General features: G+C 65.5%; 15 protein-coding genes. 4 read left to right on the plus strand and 11 right to left on the minus strand.

What is annotated here, in order from left to right; genetic code table 11:
- Window positions 1–467 precede the first annotated feature (467 nt).
- The 4 genes from glnA to ntrC all read left to right on the plus strand — a co-directional run bounded on the left by glnA (window position 468) and on the right by ntrC (window position 5430).
- Window positions 468–1883: a type I glutamate--ammonia ligase gene (gene glnA, locus PYV55_RS04780; protein ID WP_275849546.1), complete on the plus strand. Its 1416-nt coding sequence runs from the start codon at window positions 468–470 to the stop codon at window positions 1881–1883.
- A 177-nt stretch (window positions 1884–2060) separates the two neighbouring features.
- Complete coding sequence (locus tag PYV55_RS04785; protein WP_275849547.1) at window positions 2061–2576, plus strand: hypothetical protein; 516 nt, start codon at window positions 2061–2063, stop codon at window positions 2574–2576.
- Between the two features lie 38 nt (window positions 2577–2614).
- Complete coding sequence (glnL, locus tag PYV55_RS04790; protein ID WP_275849548.1) at window positions 2615–3670, plus strand: nitrogen regulation protein NR(II); 1056 nt, start codon at window positions 2615–2617, stop codon at window positions 3668–3670.
- Window positions 3671–3768: 98 nt separating this feature from the next.
- The gene (ntrC, locus tag PYV55_RS04795; RefSeq protein ID WP_275849549.1) at window positions 3769–5430 is read left to right on the plus strand and encodes a nitrogen regulation protein NR(I); all 1662 of its coding nucleotides are present in this window, start codon (window positions 3769–3771) and stop codon (window positions 5428–5430) included.
- Between the two features lie 67 nt (window positions 5431–5497).
- On the opposite strand, the gene PYV55_RS04800 is transcribed toward ntrC, so the two are convergent.
- The 11 genes from PYV55_RS04800 to parC form a co-directional block, all read right to left on the minus strand.
- Window positions 5498–7075: a phospholipase D family protein gene (locus PYV55_RS04800; RefSeq protein ID WP_275849550.1), complete on the minus strand. Its 1578-nt coding sequence runs from the start codon at window positions 7073–7075 to the stop codon at window positions 5498–5500.
- Between the two features lie 62 nt (window positions 7076–7137).
- Window positions 7138–7917: an exodeoxyribonuclease III gene (locus tag PYV55_RS04805; protein WP_275849551.1), complete on the minus strand. Its 780-nt coding sequence runs from the start codon at window positions 7915–7917 to the stop codon at window positions 7138–7140.
- 34 nt (window positions 7918–7951) lie between these two features.
- Window positions 7952–8470 carry a dihydrofolate reductase gene (locus PYV55_RS04810; protein ID WP_275849876.1) on the minus strand — a complete coding sequence of 173 codons (519 nt, stop codon included), beginning with the start codon at window positions 8468–8470 and terminating at the stop codon, window positions 7952–7954.
- Between the two features lie 88 nt (window positions 8471–8558).
- Window positions 8559–9563: a DMT family transporter gene (locus PYV55_RS04815; RefSeq protein ID WP_275849552.1), complete on the minus strand. Its 1005-nt coding sequence runs from the start codon at window positions 9561–9563 to the stop codon at window positions 8559–8561.
- A gap of 57 nt (window positions 9564–9620) precedes the next feature.
- Entirely contained in the window at window positions 9621–11222 is a 1602-nt protein-coding gene (locus PYV55_RS04820; RefSeq protein WP_275849553.1) for a DNA recombination protein RmuC, read from the minus strand.
- 97 nt (window positions 11223–11319) lie between these two features.
- On the minus strand, window positions 11320–11547 hold the full coding sequence (locus PYV55_RS04825) for a hypothetical protein (RefSeq protein ID WP_275849554.1): 228 nt from the start codon (window positions 11545–11547) through the stop codon (window positions 11320–11322).
- Window positions 11548–11735: 188 nt separating this feature from the next.
- The gene (locus PYV55_RS04830) at window positions 11736–12671 is read right to left on the minus strand and encodes a DNA topoisomerase family protein (RefSeq protein ID WP_275849555.1); all 936 of its coding nucleotides are present in this window, start codon (window positions 12669–12671) and stop codon (window positions 11736–11738) included.
- Window positions 12668–13654, minus strand: a complete 987-nt coding sequence (locus tag PYV55_RS04835) for a hypothetical protein (RefSeq protein ID WP_275849556.1) — start codon at window positions 13652–13654, stop codon at window positions 12668–12670. Before PYV55_RS04835 ends, PYV55_RS04830 begins: the two co-directional genes overlap by 4 nt.
- Before the next feature lie 2 nt (window positions 13655–13656).
- The gene (locus PYV55_RS04840) at window positions 13657–13890 is read right to left on the minus strand and encodes a hypothetical protein (RefSeq protein WP_275849557.1); all 234 of its coding nucleotides are present in this window, start codon (window positions 13888–13890) and stop codon (window positions 13657–13659) included.
- A gap of 119 nt (window positions 13891–14009) precedes the next feature.
- Window positions 14010–14903 (minus strand): thymidylate synthase, encoded by an 894-nt coding sequence (locus tag PYV55_RS04845; RefSeq protein WP_275849558.1) that lies wholly within the window; start codon window positions 14901–14903, stop codon window positions 14010–14012.
- 67 nt (window positions 14904–14970) lie between these two features.
- Complete coding sequence (gene parC, locus PYV55_RS04850; protein ID WP_275849559.1) at window positions 14971–17394, minus strand: DNA topoisomerase IV subunit A; 2424 nt, start codon at window positions 17392–17394, stop codon at window positions 14971–14973.
- Window positions 17395–17398: the final 4 nt, after the last annotated feature.

Consider the following 17398-nt stretch of genomic DNA (forward strand, 5'->3'; position numbering starts at 1 on the left):
GAGTGCGTGCTGGAGCGTTACCATACGGCCTTGTTTCACCGTTCGCCGCAGCAAGAATGTTCGGTGCGCAGCTGGGGCGTGCAGGAGTCAGAACTCGTGCCCCTAATGGAACGCATGCAACGTGAACATCCCACGTGTGCGGACCTTTAGCCCCCCAGCGTGGATGATCCGGCGCATGGTTGGCACATCGAAGTCGGCCTCAAAGGTTCGGAAGATGCTGTGGCGGTAGGCTGGGAGCTCTTGCAAGCGGGATTGCTCGAATTTGGTGCAAAAAGATGCGCCGAATGAGTGCGCGGAACCTGGTTTTCTTTTTATGCCGCCGTTTGCACCATATGAGTGCATGGCGAGCGGCGGGGTTGGTGGGCGCCATGTGCTGCGCTATGGTGGTGCGGTGGCGGCTTCGGCTGGCACGGTAACTGCTTTTGTATATTTGTCGTTTTTTCTCAATGCCTTTTCTGGAGAACCCGATGGCCAAGACCGTTGCAGATGTGATGAAGATGATCAAGGAAAACGAGGTCAAGTTCGTTGACTTTCGCTTTACCGATACCCGTGGCAAACAGCAGCACACCACGGTGCCGATTTCGCACTTCGACGAAGACAAATTCATTTCGGGCCATGCTTTCGATGGCTCTTCGATCGCCGGCTGGAAGGGTATCGAAGCGTCCGACATGCAGCTGATCCCCGACCCGAACACGGCCAACATTGATCCGTTCTTCGAGGAAACCACGCTGATCATGACCTGCGACGTGATCGAGCCCAGCGACGGCAAGGCCTACGACCGTGATCCGCGCTCGATCGCCAAGCGTGCCGAGGCTTACCTCAAGGCCTCGGGCCTGGGGGACGCGGCATTTTTCGGCCCTGAGCCCGAATTCTTCATTTTCGACGGCGTGCGCTGGAGTACCGAGCCCGGTCACGTGATGTATGAGATCGAGGAATACGAGGCCCCCTGGAATTCGGGCACCAAGATGGAATCCGGCAACCGTGGCCACCGCCCGACCGTCAAGGGCGGATACTTCCCCGTGCCGCCCGTGGACAGCACGCAGGACATGCGCGCCGAGATGTCGCTGATTCTCGAATCCCTGGGCATTCCGGTCGAGGTGTTCCACCATGAAGTGGCGGGTGCGGGCCAGAACGAAATCGGCACCAAGTTCAGCACGCTGGTCGAGCGCGCCGACTGGACGCAGTTGCAAAAATACGTGATCCACAACGTGGCCAACGCCTATGGCAAGACGGCCACCTTCATGCCCAAGCCCTATGCAGGCGACAACGGCTCGGGCATGCACGTGCACCAGTCGGTGTGGAAAGATGGCAAAAACCTGTTCGCAGGCGACGGCTATGCGGGCCTGTCGGAGTTTGCGCTGTATTACATCGGCGGCATCATCAAGCACGCGCGCGCGCTCAATGCCATCACCAACCCCGGCACGAACAGCTACAAGCGCCTGGTGCCGCACTTTGAGGCCCCGGTGAAGCTGGCGTATTCGTCGCGCAACCGCTCGGCGTCGATCCGCATTCCTTACGTGGCCAACCCCAAGGGGCGGCGCATCGAGGCGCGCTTCCCTGATCCGCTGATGAACCCCTACCTCGGCTTTGCGGCCATGTTGATGGCCGGACTCGACGGCGTGGAAAACAAGATCCATCCGGGCGAAGCCGCAACCAAGGACTTGTACCACCTGCCGCCCGAAGAGGACAAGTTGGTGCCCACCGTGTGCCATAGCCTGGACCAGGCGCTCGAGGCGCTGGACAACGACCGTGCCTTCCTGACCAAGGGCGGCGTGTTCACCGACTCCATGCTCGACGCCTACCTCGAGCTGAAGATGGGCGAAGTGACGCGCTATCGCATGGCCGTGCATCCGGTCGAATACGACATGTATTACTCGCTGTGATGACGGCAAGATGCCACGGTTGTACGCGGCATCGGTGCGAAAAAAGGCGGCTCTGGTCGCCTTTTTTCGTCTTCGGACGCAGGGCAACGGTTTGCGAAGAGCCCGGCGAATGGGGGATACTTGCGCACCCAACCGCTGGTGTACGTCCAGTCCGCCGGCCCAGCACGAGGAAGTCGAATGAAAACACCGCGCACCACGTTCTTGATCCTGTTCGCTCTTGCCGCGACCGGTGCTGCGGCGCCTGCCTGGGCGCAAAGCCGGATTTACCGCTGCGGCAACGAATACACCAACGATGCTACACGGGCCAAGGAGCGTGGGTGCAAGCTGGTCGAAGGGGGCAATGTCACCGTGGTGCCGGGAATGCGTCCGGCTCCGGCGGCGGCCGGCGCTGCGGCATCCGGTACGTCCACGGCACCGCAGCGTGTGAACGACAGCGAACAGCGCGCGCGTGACAGCGATGCGCGCGCCATTCTCGAGGCCGAACTGCGCAAGGCCGAGGCGCGCCGTGCCGAATTGCTCAAGGAATACAACGACGGCTTTCCGCAGCGCAGTGCACTCGAAATACGCAATGTGCAGGCATACCAGGAGCGCACGGCCGCGCTCAAGGCCGAAATCGACCGGGTCGAGAGCGACATTGCGAGCCTGCGCCGCGAACTGGGACGTCTGCCAGCCGCTTCGGGCGGCAGCAAGTAATGGGTGCGGGCGCTCGGCCGGCCCTGCCGCAGGTGCGCATGAAAGGTGAGCGTTTGCAGGCCCTGGACTCCATGTCCACCTTGGTGGCCGTGCTCGATGCCCAGGGCGCGGTGCGCTTTGCCAACGCCGCCCTGGAAAACGCGCTGGGGCTGTCGCGCCGCACGCTCGTAGGCGTGGAATTTGCCACCTTTTTTGCGCAACCGGCGCTGCTGCAGATGGCCCTGGCCAGCGCGCGCCGGCAGGAGGCCGCGGGGCTGCGCTTCGAGGCCAGCCTCAAGGGCTTGCAGCACGAGCTGATTCCCGCGCACGTAAACGTGGCGGCCGCGGATGGGCAGGGCGACATCCTGGTTGAGCTGTGGCCGCTCGAGCAGCATGCGCGCCAGGATCGCGAGGAGCGCCTGCGCGAGCAGGTGCAGGCGAACAAGGAGTTGATCCGCAACCTTGCGCACGAGATCAAGAACCCGCTCGGCGGCATACGCGGCGCGGCGCAGTTGCTCGAGATGGAACTGGCCAACCGCGACTTGCGCGAATACACCCAGGTCATCATCCACGAGGCCGACCGCCTGCAGGGGCTGGTCGATCGCCTGCTGGCACCGCACCGCCATCCGCACCAGGTGGGCGACGTGAACATCCACGAGGTCTGCGAGCGCGTGCTCGCGCTGGTGCTGCTCGAGCATCCGCAGGGCTTGCACGTGGAGCGCGACTACGACGCCTCCATCCCCGAGTTCCGCGGCGACCGCGCGCAACTGATCCAGGCCCTGCTGAACATCGTGCAGAACGCGGCGCAGGCCCTCACTGAGCGCATCGCCGCGGGCGACGCCTGCATCACGCTGCGCACGCGGGTGCTGCGCCAGGTGACCTTTGGCCGCAAGCGCTATCGGCTGGCATTGGAATTGCATGTCATAGACAACGGGCCGGGCGTGCCGGAAGCCATCAAGGACAGGATTTTTTATCCCTTGGTGTCGGGGCGCGAAGGTGGGTCGGGACTGGGGCTGACGCTGGCGCAGACTTTTGTGCAGCAGCACGATGGTTTGCTTGAGTGTGAGAGCGAGCCCGGGCGCACCGACTTTCGCATTCTGCTGCCGCTGCCTTGAGGCATGCGCACTGCCGGTGATGTCTGGCGTGTGCTGCGCTGCGGCCAGCGTGCCAGGCCCGCCCGATATGCAGCAAACAACGGAATGTGGAGAGACGCATGAAGCCGATCTGGATAGTAGATGACGACCCTTCGATCCGCTTCGTCCTGGAAAAGGCGCTGGCGCGCGAAGACCTGCCCACGCGCAGCTTTTCGCATCCGCGCGAGGTGCTCGAGGCCCTGGCCGACGTGGCATCCGGCGACGACGCGCAGCAAGGGCCGCAGGTGCTCGTGAGCGACATCCGCATGCCGGGTGGCTCGGGCCTGCAGCTGCTCGAAAAAGTGCGCGAGCGCCAGCCAGGGCTGCCCGTCATCATCATGACGGCGTACTCTGATCTCGATAGCGCGGTGTCGGCGTTCCAGCGCGGTGCGTTCGAGTATTTGCCCAAACCCTTCGACCTCAACAAGGCCGTGGAGCTGATCCGTCGCGCGGTCGAGGAGCGTCAGCGCGAGGAGGTCGTCGAGGACGGCCAGAGCGCAGCGCCCGAGATGCTCGGCCAGGCGCCGGCGATGCAGGACGTGTTTCGCGCCATCGGGCGCCTGAGCCAGAGCCAGGTCACGGTGCTGATCACGGGCGAGTCGGGCACGGGCAAGGAGCTCGTGGCGCGCGCGCTGCACAAGCACTCGCCCGTGGCAGGCGGCCCTTTCGTGGCCATCAACACGGCCGCGATCCCCAAGGACCTGCTCGAATCCGAGCTGTTCGGCCACGAGCGCGGCGCCTTCACGGGCGCGCAGACGCAGCGGCGCGGGCGCTTCGAGCAGGCCGAGGGCGGCACGCTGTTCCTCGACGAGATCGGCGACATGCCGTTCGACTTGCAAACGCGCCTGCTGCGCGTGCTCTCGGACGGGCAGTTCTACCGCGTCGGCGGGCATGCGGCCGTGAAGGCGCACGTGCGCGTGATCGCCGCGACGCACCAGGACCTGGAGCGCCGCGTGAAGGAAGGGGGGTTCCGCGAGGATTTGTTCCACCGCCTCAACGTCATCCGCCTGCGCCTGCCGGCGCTGCGCGAGCGCCGCGAGGACATCCCCATGCTCACACGCCACTTTTTGCAGCACAGCGCGCGCCAGCTCGGCGTGGAGCCCAAGCGCATCTCGGACGCGGCGCTCGCACGGCTGCAGCAGTTTGCCTTTCCGGGCAACGTGCGCCAGCTCGAAAACATCTGCCACTGGCTCACGGTGATGGCGCCGGCGCAGGTCATTTCGGTGCAGGACTTGCCGCCCGAAGTGCTCGAAGCGCCCGCGCTCGAAGCACCGGCCTCTGCCGCTTCCGTCGGCGCGGCTGTACCCGCGCAGGCTGCGCGCATGTCCGCAGAGGATCCGGCCCCTGTGGCCGCGGCGCCCCTGGTGGCGGCGTTTGCCGCGCCGCCAAGCCCTGCGCCGCTGGCGGCCATGCCGCCGGCGGGAGCCTGGGGCACGGCGGCGGCTGCAGTGCCGCTGGCGGCGCAGCCCGCATCGGTGAACGGCACGCGCGCAGCAGCGGCGGAAGGAGCCGGCGCAGGCGATTGGGAGCGCTGGCTCGAGGCCGAGGCGCAAAAACTGCTCGCGAGCGGCCACAGCGAGGTCTGGGACGCGCTCACGCGCCGCTTCGAGTCGCGCCTGATCCGCACCGCGCTCGCCGCCACGCACGGCCGGCGCATGGAGGCGGCGCAGCGTCTGGGCATAGGGCGCAACACCATCACGCGCAAGATCCAGGAGCTGGGGCTGGACGCGCCGCCCGAGTGATCTTTTTTATAACGAAATTGCCAGTTCTCGTCGGCTGGATAAGCGCAAGCAGCTACTTTTACCGTAGCTACAACTGCGACTCTATCGGCAGCCAGCTGAGCACACGCACGAGGGCGCGGGTCCAAAAGCCGGTTTCAGGTTCGGTGGCCAGCGCCTGGCGCGTACCCTGCGCGTCTGGTTTGCCAAGCCAGCGCAGCTCGCCTTGCACATCGCGTTGCAGTTCGTAGCTCGCGGCGGGCTGCATGGCGTGCGCCACCATCGCGCGCACTTCGGCGGCGAGCGCGGCGTCGTCGAACATCACGCCCATTTCGGTGTTGAGCTGCGCCGAGCGCGGGTCGAAGTTGAACGAGCCTACGAAACCGCGCTGGCCATCGACCACCACTGCCTTGGTGTGCAGGCTCGCGCCGCTGCTACCCAGCAGGCTGGGGGTTTGCGGATTGCCGCGGCGCAGCTCGTACAGGTGCACGCCCGCGGCGAGCAGCGCCGGGCGGTAGCGCAGGTAGCCCGCGTGCACCACGGCGACGTCGGTGGCGGCGAGCGAATTGGTCAGCACGCGCACGTCCATGCCGCGCGCCGCCTGGCCCGCAAACAGCAGCGTGCCCGCCTCGCCGGGCACGAAGTAGGGCGAGACCAGCCAGTTTTCCTGCCGTGCGCTGTAGAGCAGCGCCTGCAGGTCGTACATCAGCCAGTGCGCGGGCGCGCGGCGGCTGGCCACGGCGGCGGCTTTTTGCGGCGGGTCGGAGAGCACGCGCAGCCGCGGCGTCCAGTGCAGGCGCAGCCCGCTGTGCAGGCTGTCTGCAAGCGGTGGCGCCTGGCCGACCGCTTGCAGGTAGTCGGAGGCGCGCGCCTGCTGCAGCCAGGCGCTGCGGCGCCGCTGCAGCTGCCCGGCGTCCACGGCCGGCGCGCCAGGGTGCAGCGCGCGCAGCGGGATCACTTCGGCGCTGTTCCAGAACGCGTCGAAGATCGCGCTCGCCTGCGCCACGGCGGGGCCGAGCAGCAGCAGGTCGGCGTCGTGGAAGTTGACCTGCTGCGCGGCGTCGAAATACTCGTCGCCCACGTTGCGCCCGCCGACCAGCGCCACGCGGCCGTCGGCGATCCAGGCTTTGTTGTGCATGCGCCGGTTCACGCTCACGAAGCGCAGCCCCATCTCGATCGCGCGCCGCAGCGTGGTGCTGCGGTTGCGCGCGGGGTTGAACAGGCGCACTTCGAGCTGCGGGTGCGCGTCCATCGCGAGCAGCAGGTCGTCGCGCCCGGCGGTGTTCATGTCGTCGATCAGCAGGCGCACGCGCACGCCGCGTTCGGCGGCGGCGAGCAGCTCGTTTTTGAGCAGCCGGCCCGTGAGGTCGTCGCGCCAGATGTAGTACTGCACGTCCAGGCTGCGCTGCGCCGCGCGCGCGGTCTGCGCGCGCAGCGTGAAGGCCTGTACGTTGCGCGTGACCAGCGCCGCCGCGCTTGCATCGGGGTGCGCGGCGAGCAGCGGCGCGACGAGGCGGTCGAGCGCCGTGGCGTCGGGCTGCGGCGCCAGCGCGACCGCGGCCGGCCCCTGTGCACGCCGCGCGAGCTGCCCCCAGGACCACAACGCGAGCGCCGAGAGCAGCGCCAGCAGCGCGAGCGCGATCAGCAGCCAGCGCAGCATCGCTCGCATTTGCGCCTGTAGATTTGGGTCAAATCGGTCATTTCCCTAGGCTTAATCAGCGTGAGCAGCTCTCAAAACGAAAGCGTCAAGAGCACCGGCGCGTGGTCGCTCGGCGGGCGCACCTTGCGCTGCGCGCGGTCTATGGTGCAGGCGCGCACGGCGGGGCGCAGGGCCTCGCTCACGAGGATGTGGTCTATGCGCAGGCCGCGGTTCTTCGGGAACGCGAGCATGCGGTAGTCCCACCACGAATAGCTTTTGTCGGGCTGTTCGAACAGGCGGAAGGCATCGGCCAACCCCAGCTGCAGCAGCGCGCGGAAATGTTCGCGCTCCTGCGTCGTGTGGTGGATGGTCTCGCGCAGGCCTTCGGGGTCGTAGGAGTCGCGGTCTTCGGGTGCGATGTTGAAGTCGCCCGCGAGAATCAGACACGGGTTGGCCGCAAGCTCGCCGCGCAGCCAGTCGCGCAGCGCCTCGAGCCAGCGCATTTTGTAGGCGAACTTCTCCGAGCCCGGCTCCTGCCCGTTGACCACGTAGGCATTGACCACGCGCAGCGGCCCCGCGGGCGTGTCCACCGTGGCGGTGATCACGCGCGCCTGCTCGTCGGCAAAGCCGGGGATGTTTTGGACCACGTCGCGCAAGGGCGTGCGGCTCAGTGTGGCAACGCCGTTGTAGGTGCGCTGGCCGAACACCGCGGCTTCGTAGCCGGCTTCGCGGAAGGCCTCGGCGGGGAATTTGTCCGCGGTGAGCTTGAGCTCCTGCAGGCACAGCACATCGACGGGGTTGCGCGCGAGCCAGTCGAGTACCTGCGGCAGGCGCACCGCGAGGGAGTTGACGTTCCAGGTGGCGAGTTGCATATGATTTTGGCCTCTATGGCAGATATATCAAGCGCTACGCGCTATGGATCAAGGAGTCATCCGCGGCGCCTTTGCGCTCGTAGCGCACGAAGCTGAACGGCAGGCCGCTCGCGCTCTGGTGCGTGCTGCGTGCCGTTTCTGCCCATTCGGGCCCGAGCGTGGGGGCAAAGGCATCGCCGGGGAAGTCCTGCGCGATTTCGGTGGCTTCGATGCGCGTGGCCAGCGGCAGGGCCTGGGCATAGACCTGCGCGCCGCCGATCACCCAGACGGTGCCAGGTTGCTCGCATGATTGCAGTGCCTCGCGCAGATCAGATGCGCGCTCGGCACCAATTTCATGCCAATCTGGCTGGCGCGTGAGCACGATGTTGCGCCGGCCCGGCAGGGGGCGAAAGCGCGGCGGCAGCGAGTCCCAGGTCTTGCGCCCCATGATCACGGGCGCGCCCAGCGTGAGCTGCTTGAAGTGCGCCAAATCTTCGGGCAGGTGCCAGGGCATGTGCCCCTGGTGGCCGATCACGCCATTGGCGGCGCGCGCGTAGATCAGGCACACCTGCAGCGTGGGCGGCTGCTCGGAGGGTGCGGCGCAGCCTGGGGTGGACGCAGAAGGCGCATGAAGCGGGGAAGGGGCTGGGGCAGACATGCCGCTATTGTGCGGTGCCTGTGGGGCTTGTGGCCTGCGGCGCGGCGGGCGGCTCAGGGGCTGGTGCTGCGAGCGGGGTGGCAGCAGGTTTGGCGGGCGGCTGGGCAAGGGGTTCTGTGGCAGTCACCTTGGCCCGGCGCGCGGGCCAAAGCACGCTGGCGATGGCGAGCATCACGAACAGCATGGCGAGCCAGTCCTGCCAGTGCGGCCGCTCGCCCACGATGAAAGTGGCGCTGAGCGTGCCCACGAGCGGGATGGCGAGCACGCTCATGCCGCTGACCGCGGGCGGCAGCGCGCGCGCCAGGCTGAACCAGATCAGCTGCGCGACGCCGTAGTTGACCAGCACGCCATAGGCAAGGCTGATCCACATCGGCGCCGAAAACGCCGCCACGTGCGGCACGGGCTCGAGCAGCAGCGCCAGCGGCCACAGCGCGAGTGCGCCCAGCAGCAGCATCCACACCGTGACCACGAGGGGCGAGAGCGTGAGGTGCGCGCGCCGGAACATCAGCGTGCCCACCGACCAGCACAGCGCCGCACCCAGCATCCAGGCCACGCCCGTGGGGCGGCCGCTCAGGCTTTGCAGCTCGTTCCACAGCAGCAGGCCGATGGCGAGCGCCGCGCACAGCACCGCCAGGCGCACGCGCGGGGTGATGGGCTCGGCAAAGAACAGGGCGCCCAGCACTACGGTGATGATGGGCATGGTAAAGCCCAGGATGGCCGCGCGCCCCGAGGCGAGCTCCTGCACGCCGAAGATCGACAAGGTGTGCCAGCCCAGCACGTTGGGCAGCCCCAGCAGCACGATGGCGCCCCACTCGCGCCCGCGCGGCCACATGCGCGCGCCCGTGCGCAGGGCCAGATAGATGAACAGCCAGGCCGCGCCGAGCAGCATGGTGCTCGCGCGGAAATACAGGGGCGTGAGCTGCTGCAGCGAGAGCTTCATCATGGGCCAGTTCACGCCCCACAAGAGCGTGAGCGCGAGCAGGCCCCAGAGTTGGCGGCGGGTGATCATGGGTGCGCGGGGCGATGGTTGGTGGGGTGGCGGCGGCCGTGGCATTGTCGCGCGGTTTCAGCCCTTGGCCTTTTCCGCCGCGCCTGCGCTCTCTGCGTCCTCTTCCTCGTCCAGCCCCAGCGCCTCGGCGCCCAGCAGGTCTGACACTTCGGCTGCGGGCAGCTCCTCCACGTCGCGCAGTTTGCGTTCGATGGCGCGCGTGCGCACGCCGATGTCCTTGAACTTGTTCGCGGCAGCGTCGATCGAGCGGCGCGTGGAATCGACGATCTCGCCGAACTTGCGGAATTCGGTCTTGACGCCCGCGAGCAGGCTCCAGACTTCGGACGAGCGCTTTTCGATCGCCAGCGTGCGAAAGCCCAGGCGCAGGCTGTTGAGCATGGCCGCGAGCGTGGTCGGGCCCGCGACGACCACGCGGTAGTCGTTTTGCAGCGCTTCGACCATGCCCGGCACGCGGCAGACTTCGGCAAACAGCCCCTCGGTGGGCAGAAACAGGATGGCAAAGTCGGTCGTGTGCGGCGGGCTCAGGTACTTGGTGGCGATTTTTTTCGCCTCCTGGCGCAGCGAGGCCTCGAACGCCGTGGCCGCCTGCTGCACCTGCGCGCCGTCGAGCGCCTCGTGCGCGTCGAGCAGGCGCTGGTAGTGCTCGATCGGGTACTTGGAGTCGATCGGCAGCCACACCGTCTCGTCGGCGCTCTTGCCGGGCATCTTGATCGCGTATTCGACCAGATCGTTGCTGCCGGGCACGGTCTTGACGTTCTGGCCGAACTGCTCGGCCGTGAGCAGGCTCTCGATGATCGCGCCGAGCTGGATCTCGCCCCAGGTGCCGCGCGTGCGCACGTTGGTCATCACGCGCTTGAGGTCGCCCACGCTGCCTGCGAGGGTTTTCATCTCGCCCAGGCCCGCGTGCACCTGTTCGAGCCGCTCGCTCACGAGCTTGAACGAGTCGCCCAGGCGTTGCTCCAGTGTGGCGTGCAGCTTTTCATCGACGGTGCGGCGCATGGCCTCGAGCTTGGCGCTGTTGTCGGCCTGGATCGCCGCGAGGCGCTCGTTGAGCGCGCTGCGCAGTTGCTCGGAATTGTGCTGCGCGCCCTGCGTGAGCGCGGCGAGCTGCTGCGCCAGCGTTTCTTGCAGCGTGGAAAACTGCTGGTGCAGCTGGCCGCCGTGGCCTTGGAGCTGGTCCTTGAGCGCGGTGGAAAGCACGCCCAACTGCGTGCCCACGTCGGCCTTGAGCGAATCGAGCGTGGCCTGCGTGGCGCTGCGCAGCGCCTCAAAGCGCTGCTCGATCTTGGCTTCGAAGCTGCGTTGCGCCGCGAGCAGTTCGCCGCGCCCGTTGCGCGCCTCGGCCAGCGTCTGGTCGAGCTTGCCGTCGAGCTTCGCGCCCACGGCCTCGCGCGTGGCCTCCAGGCTCTGCGCGGTGCTCTGCGTCAGGGCGCGCAACTGCTGCTCCACGCGCTCGCTGCCTGCTTCACTGCGCGCCTCACTGCGCGCACTGGCCTGCGCGAGCGCCTGCAGGTTCTGCTCCAACACCCCGAGCCGCGCGAGCAAGTCCGCGGGCGTCTCCCAGCGCGGCTTGCGCAGCAACAGTGCCAGCTGCAGCAGCACGACGAGCACGAGCAGCGCGCTTGTACCAAGGATGAAGAAAAGTCCGGGGTCGCCCATGGGGAGTCCTTGAGGGGAGGGGGAGGAATGTTCTAGAACTACGCTATTGATAGCTGCATGCGCTTGATATATCAGGGAAATTTGGCATTTTTATGCTTTATTCTTTGATGCCTTTTGCTATGCAGATCGCACCAATGCCAACCGCGACAAAGCCGGCGCCCAAAATACCCAGCAGCCACTTCGTGCCGCGCATGCCCAAGTCGAAGACACCCGTGTCCGGGCTATTGCCGATAGGGTCGAGGAATAGGGCAATGAAGAGCAGCAAGGCGCCTATGCCGAGCAAGGCCGCGGGTTCTATGCGCGCAGATGGAGGGCGGTAACTCATGATGATCTTCCTTATTCCGCTCCTTGCAGCGCACGCGATTGGGTTCCCTGGCGTCGCTTCAGAAGGAACTACCGGAGTCCGGTCTACCTGAAACTCGAGAGCCGCACCTAGCGCGTCTTCCACAAGACCGAAAAAACCGCTGAGGAATGCGTCGGCTTCAGTGTTCTATTCATTTCGCTCACGCTCCATCACAGCACCCCACGTCCCGTCTCTGACTTCAGCAGTGCCGCCAACTGCGATCCCGACTTCAGCTTCTCAATGAAAGTGCAGCCAGCGTTGTTGGGGCGCCAGTACGGACACGCAAGAAAATAGGCGTCCAGCAGTCCGGTCGCGTTTTGCTTTTTTCGTAGCACCATGTTCTCACCGTGCACCGGACAGGTGGCCAGTTCGACTCCACGATGCCCCGAGATCAAGTCAGATTTAAGATCGTTGAGGCGGGTATCAATGATCTTTTCCGTGCCCTTGTCGGTAAGGATGATGCTGAACTCCTCGGCCGTCATTGAAAACTCCGGCGCGGTTGTATCGGTCATCAGGCCGTAGTCATTTCGTTGGAGTTGCTCAGTGTGTGTGCACGCGCGTCGGCCACCTTGCTGCACATACCAGCCCGTGCAGCCCCAGTAGAAGTCTTTGGGCTCTGCGACGGAAAGATCCCGCTTCCACTGCAGTTTCATCGGCCGTCCGCATACTCGACACTGCTTACCGAGAGTGTCGGCGAACGCGTTGTACTGAAGGACATGGGTCGTTTCAAGGTCGATTTCAACCTTGTCGATGACGCCCTCCGTCTCGATGATTTTTTCGGCAGCGCGGACCTCCTTACCCTCGTTGAGTTCGGAGAGGAGTTGTTCGCGCTCGGCGCGCAGGTCTTCCCAACGTTTTCGAGCACGGTCATTGAGACTTCCGCTCGACATGTGCTGGTTCCGCAGGTGCATGATTTCGTCATTAACCGAGCGCAAGCGGTCCTTCTTGCGCGCGATCTCATCGACGACTTCTGCGCCAGTTACCCCTCCTTGACGCTTGTAGGCGTCGTACCCTCGCTTGATTCCAGAAATCACCTGAACAGTGGTGTCGACGAGAACCCCGAGCAGCGTCCCCAAGCCGTTTGCAAGCCGGTCAAAAAAACTCATAGTGACTCCCCGGAAAGCAGCCGACTCTGCTGCGACAGACGCATTGATAGCAGCCTGTTGGTATCGGCGCGGAACGAAGTGATGATCGCCTCCTGATTCCAGTACCGGTCGAACAAAAGGCCTCCGGCAAAAGCGGCGGGAATTGCCAGCAACCCTCCGCCTGCGGCATAGACTGCGGCACCAGCGAGTTTGGCGGCGACGATGCGCTGGCCTCGGCGCGCGATGGCTAGCTTGAACTTGTCGATTGTCTGCTGCCCAACTGAAACCTTGTATCCCTCCCAAGTCGCAATGGCCACCAGGGGGAAGAGCGGGCTGAAATAGTCGAGGAAGCGTTCAGCCACCGAGTCATCCATGACATCAATGGCCGACGACACTTGATCGTGCAGGTCACTCTCAGTGATTCCGCTGTCCAGCACCAAACCGGAGTGGGCCACCTCATGGGTGGCCAGGATTTCAATGTCCGGGTAGCGATGCAGCGCCTCTTGAATATAGCCTGCGCTGTCTGTCGCCTTGAGTTGCAAGTAATCTGCGGTGGCTCCATCAGGGCCAACGATCTGCATATCCCAGCCAGGCTGATTCAGCGAGTCTGCCAAGACGGCGTTATAGCCATCGGGAAGAAGAACTGGTCCCACCTGTTCGCCGGCATTTAGACGATCCGCAACAAGGTACTCAAAGTATTTCCCCTTGGCGGTATTGATGGCCCCTTGCAGTTCTTCCCCGGTTAGCCCAAGCAAATGCTCGTCGGCCAGGGAGGGGTTAGTGATGCGAATCGCTTCAACAAGGCGGGAATCAAGGTCAGCAATATCCTGGCCTACCAATACCTCCGCTGACGCGGCCGTTAGTGTCAGGTCGAAGAGGGATTCTCGGTTGGCCTTCAAATACCTCTGAAATGCATCGTAAAACCGCTCACCAGCGGGCCTACCACCTACGTTGCCGTAACCACGGCTTAGTTGGTCAATTTTCGGAGAGGTCACGGCACTCATGATCACTTGACCAAATTTCGAATAGAGGAAAGCTCCGTTTTGACCCGCTGCAAATCGGCGACCCAGCCCGATGCAGAAATTCCTTCGGGCTCGATTCCTAATCCCTCCTCGATTCGGGAAACCCGTTTTTCGAGTCGTTGAATGAAGGTATCCATTCCGCCAAGTACCTCCTCAACCATCAGGAGATGTTGCTCAATCTGTGAACGAAGTTGGCCCATCGTCAGTTCGTCAAACATATTTTCAACCTCTCGTTTCAGTATATCGCATACTAATAAATTGCTTCACTAAATATAGCGGTTTGTGCTTTCTGGATAAGCGATAGCTGCAATTTTGACCAATATTCTTCAACCCACACCTACACCGCCACCGGCGCCTTGATCGCCGGGTGGTGCTGGTAGTCGCGCAGCTCGAAGTCATCGAATTCGTAGTCGAAGATGCTCGGCGGGCGGCGGCGCAGGTGTAGTTCGGGGTAGGGGTAGGGCGTGCGCGCGAGTTGGGTTTGCACCTGCTCGGTGTGGTTGCTGTAGATGTGGCAGTCGCCGCCGGTCCAGATGAAGTCGCCCACGTCCAGATCGCACTGCTGCGCCAACATGTGCGTGAGCAGCGCGTAGCTCGCGATGTTGAAGGGCACACCCAGGAAGATGTCGGCGCTGCGCTGGTAGAGCTGGCAGCTCAGCGTGCCGCGTGCGCCGGGCGTTTGCGGCGGGGCCACGTAGAACTGGAAGAAGGCGTGGCAGGGCATGAGGGCCATTTTGTCGAGCTCGGCCACGTTCCAGGCGCTCACGATCATGCGGCGCGAGTCGGGGTTGGTCTTGAGCGTGGCTATCACGGCGCTGATCTGGTCTATGGCGGCGTGCGGGTTTTCGGGCGTGGGCGCGGGCCAGCTGCGCCACTGCACGCCATAGACGGGGCCGAGGTCGCCGTCGGGGCCGGCCCATTCGTCCCAGATCGTCACGCCGCGCTCTTGCAGCCAGCGCACGTTGCGGTCGCCACGCAAAAACCAGAGCAGCTCGAGCGCGACGGACTTGAAGTGCACCTTTTTGGTCGTGACCAGCGGAAAGCCCTCGCGCAGGTCGAAGCGCATCTGGTAGCCGAACACGCTGCCCGTGCCCGTGCCCGTGCGGTCGCCCTTGTGCACGCCGTGCGTGAACACGTGGCGCATGAAGTCTTCGTACTGCGAACGCACGGGGCGCGCGGTGGCCGTGAGGGCCGTGGGGGCCGAAATGGAGGGGGGCGGGGGTGTCGTCATGGTGCGGGATGGGTAGCGAAATGGGGCATGGAGCGATGTCGCAGGGCGCGCGTGGCTTGGTTCTTTCTCATTCGATGCGCATCACGCCCGTGGGTTTGAAGCCGAAGTTCGCCTCGCGCCCCTTGCGTGCGCGCGCGGCGTGGGCGTTGTTCAGGCTGCGGATCTCGAGCGTCTCGGCGCGCGGTTTGCCGCCGCGCGCGAGGCCCTCGACGCGCACGCTGCGCGTGTAGCCCGCGGCGCCGGCCAGGGTGTCGCTGCCTTCCAGGCTCATGAGCATCAGGCCGCGCCCGCCTTTGGGCTGGAGCTTGAGCTCGGCCAGCTCGAACGTGAGGATGCGCCCGAGCGCCGACACGCAGCACACCTGCGTGGCCGGGGCCAGCGCGCCGGGCAGCGGCGTGCCCTCGGGCGTGGTGGGCGGCGCGATGATGCTGCCGTCGAGCGCGGCGCGGCGCACGACCTGAGCGCCGCTGACCAGCGCTGGCGCACACAGCGCCTCGCCTTCGGCCAGCGTGACGAAGGCCTTGCCCGCCTTGTGGCGCGAGGCCATGTCTTCGACGGTGGCCAAAAAGCCGTAACCGCCCGTGCCGCAAAGCAGCAGCGTGGCCTGCGTTGGCCCGGCAAAGTAATGCACGGGCTGCGTGCCGGGTTCGAGCTCGATCAGCGTGGTGATGGGCTGGCCGTCGCCGCGTGCGCCGGGCAGGCTGGCCACGGGCACGCTGTACGCGCGCCCATTGCTGCCGAGCACGAGCAGTGTGTCCACCGTGCGGCACTCGAAGGTGCCGTACAACCCGTCGCCGGACTTGAACGCAAAGCCCGCCGCGTCGTGGCCGTGGCCGCTGCGCGCGCGCACCCAGCCTTTGGCTGACACCACCACGGTGACGGGCTCGTCGATCACCTTGACCTCGGCCACGGCTTTTTTCTCGGCCTGGATCAGCGTGCGGCGTGCGTCGGCAAAGGTCTTGGCGTCGGCTTCGATCTCTTTGACCATGAGCCGGCGCAGGCTCGCCGGCTGTGCCAGGATGTCTTCGAGGCGCGCTTGCTCTGCGCGCAGCTCCTGCAACTCCTGCTCGATCTTGATCGCCTCCAGCCGCGCGAGCTGGCGCAAGCGGATTTCGAGGATGTCCTCGGCCTGTCGGTCGCTCAGGTGGAAGCGCGCCATCAGCGCCGCCTTGGGCTCGTCGCTCGCGCGGATGATGGCGATCACCTCGTCGATGTTCAGCAGCACGATCTGCCGCCCTTCGAGGATGTGGATGCGGTCGAGCACCTTGGCCAGGCGGTGGCGCGAGCGCCGCGTGAGGGTGTCCTGGCGGAAGCTGATCCACTCCTGCAGCATCTGGCGCAGGCTTTTTTGCGTGGGCCTGCCGTCCAAGCCCACCATGGTCAGGTTGATGGGCGCGGACGTTTCGAGGCTGGTGTGCGCGAGCAGCTGCGAGATGAGCTCGGCCTGCGCGATGCGGCTGCTTTTGGGCTCGAACACCAGGCGCACGGGTGCGTCCTTGCTCGATTCGTCGCGCACGCCGTCGAGCACCGCCAGAATGCTGGCCTTGAGCTGCGTCTGCTCTTGCGTCAGGGCTTTTTTGCCGGCCTTGAGCTTGGGGTTGGTGAGTTCCTCGACTTCCTCGAGCACTTTTTGCGTGCTCACGCCGGGCGGCAGCTCGGTCACCACGAGCTGCCACTGGCCGCGCGCGAGGTCTTCGATCTTCCAGCGCGCGCGCACTTTGAGGCTGCCGCGGCCCGTGCGGTAGGCGTCCTGGATGTCGGCCGCGGGGCTGATGATCTGCCCGCCGCCGGGGTAGTCGGGGCCGGGCAGCAGGGTGAAGAGTTCCTCGTCGCTCAGCGCGGGGTTCTTGACCAGCGCCACGCAGGCGTCGGCCACTTCGCGCAGGTTGTGGCTGGGGATTTCGGTCGCCATGCCCACGGCGATGCCGCTGGCGCCGTTGAGCAGCACGAAGGGCAGGCGCGCGGGCAGCTGGCGCGGCTCTTCGGTGGAGCCGTCGTAGTTGGGCACGAAGTCCACCGTGCCCTGGTCGATCTCGTCGAGCAGCAGCGTGCTGATGCGCGCGAGCCGCGCCTCGGTGTAGCGCATGGCCGCAGCGCTGTCGCCGTCGCGGCTGCCGAAGTTGCCCTGCCCGTCGATCAGCGGGTAGCGCTGCGCAAAATCCTGCGCCAGGCGCACCAGCGCGTCGTAAGCGGCCTGGTCGCCGTGCGGGTGAAAGCGCCCGAGCACGTCGCCCACCACGCGCGCGCTTTTCACGGGTTTGGCAGGGGTGTTGCTGTTCGCGCCGCCCCAGCCCAGACCCATGCGCTGCATCGCATACAGAATGCGCCGCTGCACGGGCTTTAGCCCGTCGCACACATCGGGCAGCGCCCGGCCCTTGACCACGCTCAAAGCGTATTCGAGGTAAGCGCGTTCGGCATAGGCGGCCAGGCTGTCGGGGTCGGCGGGCGGGGCAGGGGTGGGGTTCAGCGTGGGAGGCGGTGTTTCTGACATGGGC

It is taken from the genome of Extensimonas soli (assembly GCF_029211265.1).
Classification (GTDB): domain Bacteria; phylum Pseudomonadota; class Gammaproteobacteria; order Burkholderiales; family Burkholderiaceae_C; genus Extensimonas; species Extensimonas soli.

Coding starts and splice junctions, on each gene's coding strand:
- glnA (WP_275849546.1), top strand. CDS start 468: ATGGCCAAGACCGTTGCAGATGTGATGAAGATGATCAAGGAAAACGAG.
- PYV55_RS04785 (WP_275849547.1), top strand. CDS start 2,061: ATGAAAACACCGCGCACCACGTTCTTGATCCTGTTCGCTCTTGCCGCG.
- glnL (WP_275849548.1), top strand. CDS start 2,615: ATGAAAGGTGAGCGTTTGCAGGCCCTGGACTCCATGTCCACCTTGGTG.
- ntrC (WP_275849549.1), top strand. CDS start 3,769: ATGAAGCCGATCTGGATAGTAGATGACGACCCTTCGATCCGCTTCGTC.
- PYV55_RS04800 (WP_275849550.1), bottom strand. CDS start 7,075: ATGCGAGCGATGCTGCGCTGGCTGCTGATCGCGCTCGCGCTGCTGGCG.
- PYV55_RS04805 (WP_275849551.1), bottom strand. CDS start 7,917: ATGCAACTCGCCACCTGGAACGTCAACTCCCTCGCGGTGCGCCTGCCG.
- PYV55_RS04815 (WP_275849552.1), bottom strand. CDS start 9,563: ATGATCACCCGCCGCCAACTCTGGGGCCTGCTCGCGCTCACGCTCTTG.
- PYV55_RS04820 (WP_275849553.1), bottom strand. CDS start 11,222: ATGGGCGACCCCGGACTTTTCTTCATCCTTGGTACAAGCGCGCTGCTC.
- PYV55_RS04825 (WP_275849554.1), bottom strand. CDS start 11,547: ATGAGTTACCGCCCTCCATCTGCGCGCATAGAACCCGCGGCCTTGCTC.
- PYV55_RS04830 (WP_275849555.1), bottom strand. CDS start 12,671: ATGAGTTTTTTTGACCGGCTTGCAAACGGCTTGGGGACGCTGCTCGGG.
- PYV55_RS04835 (WP_275849556.1), bottom strand. CDS start 13,654: ATGAGTGCCGTGACCTCTCCGAAAATTGACCAACTAAGCCGTGGTTAC.
- PYV55_RS04840 (WP_275849557.1), bottom strand. CDS start 13,890: ATGTTTGACGAACTGACGATGGGCCAACTTCGTTCACAGATTGAGCAA.
- PYV55_RS04845 (WP_275849558.1), bottom strand. CDS start 14,903: ATGACGACACCCCCGCCCCCCTCCATTTCGGCCCCCACGGCCCTCACG.
- parC (WP_275849559.1), bottom strand. CDS start 17,394: ATGTCAGAAACACCGCCTCCCACGCTGAACCCCACCCCTGCCCCGCCC.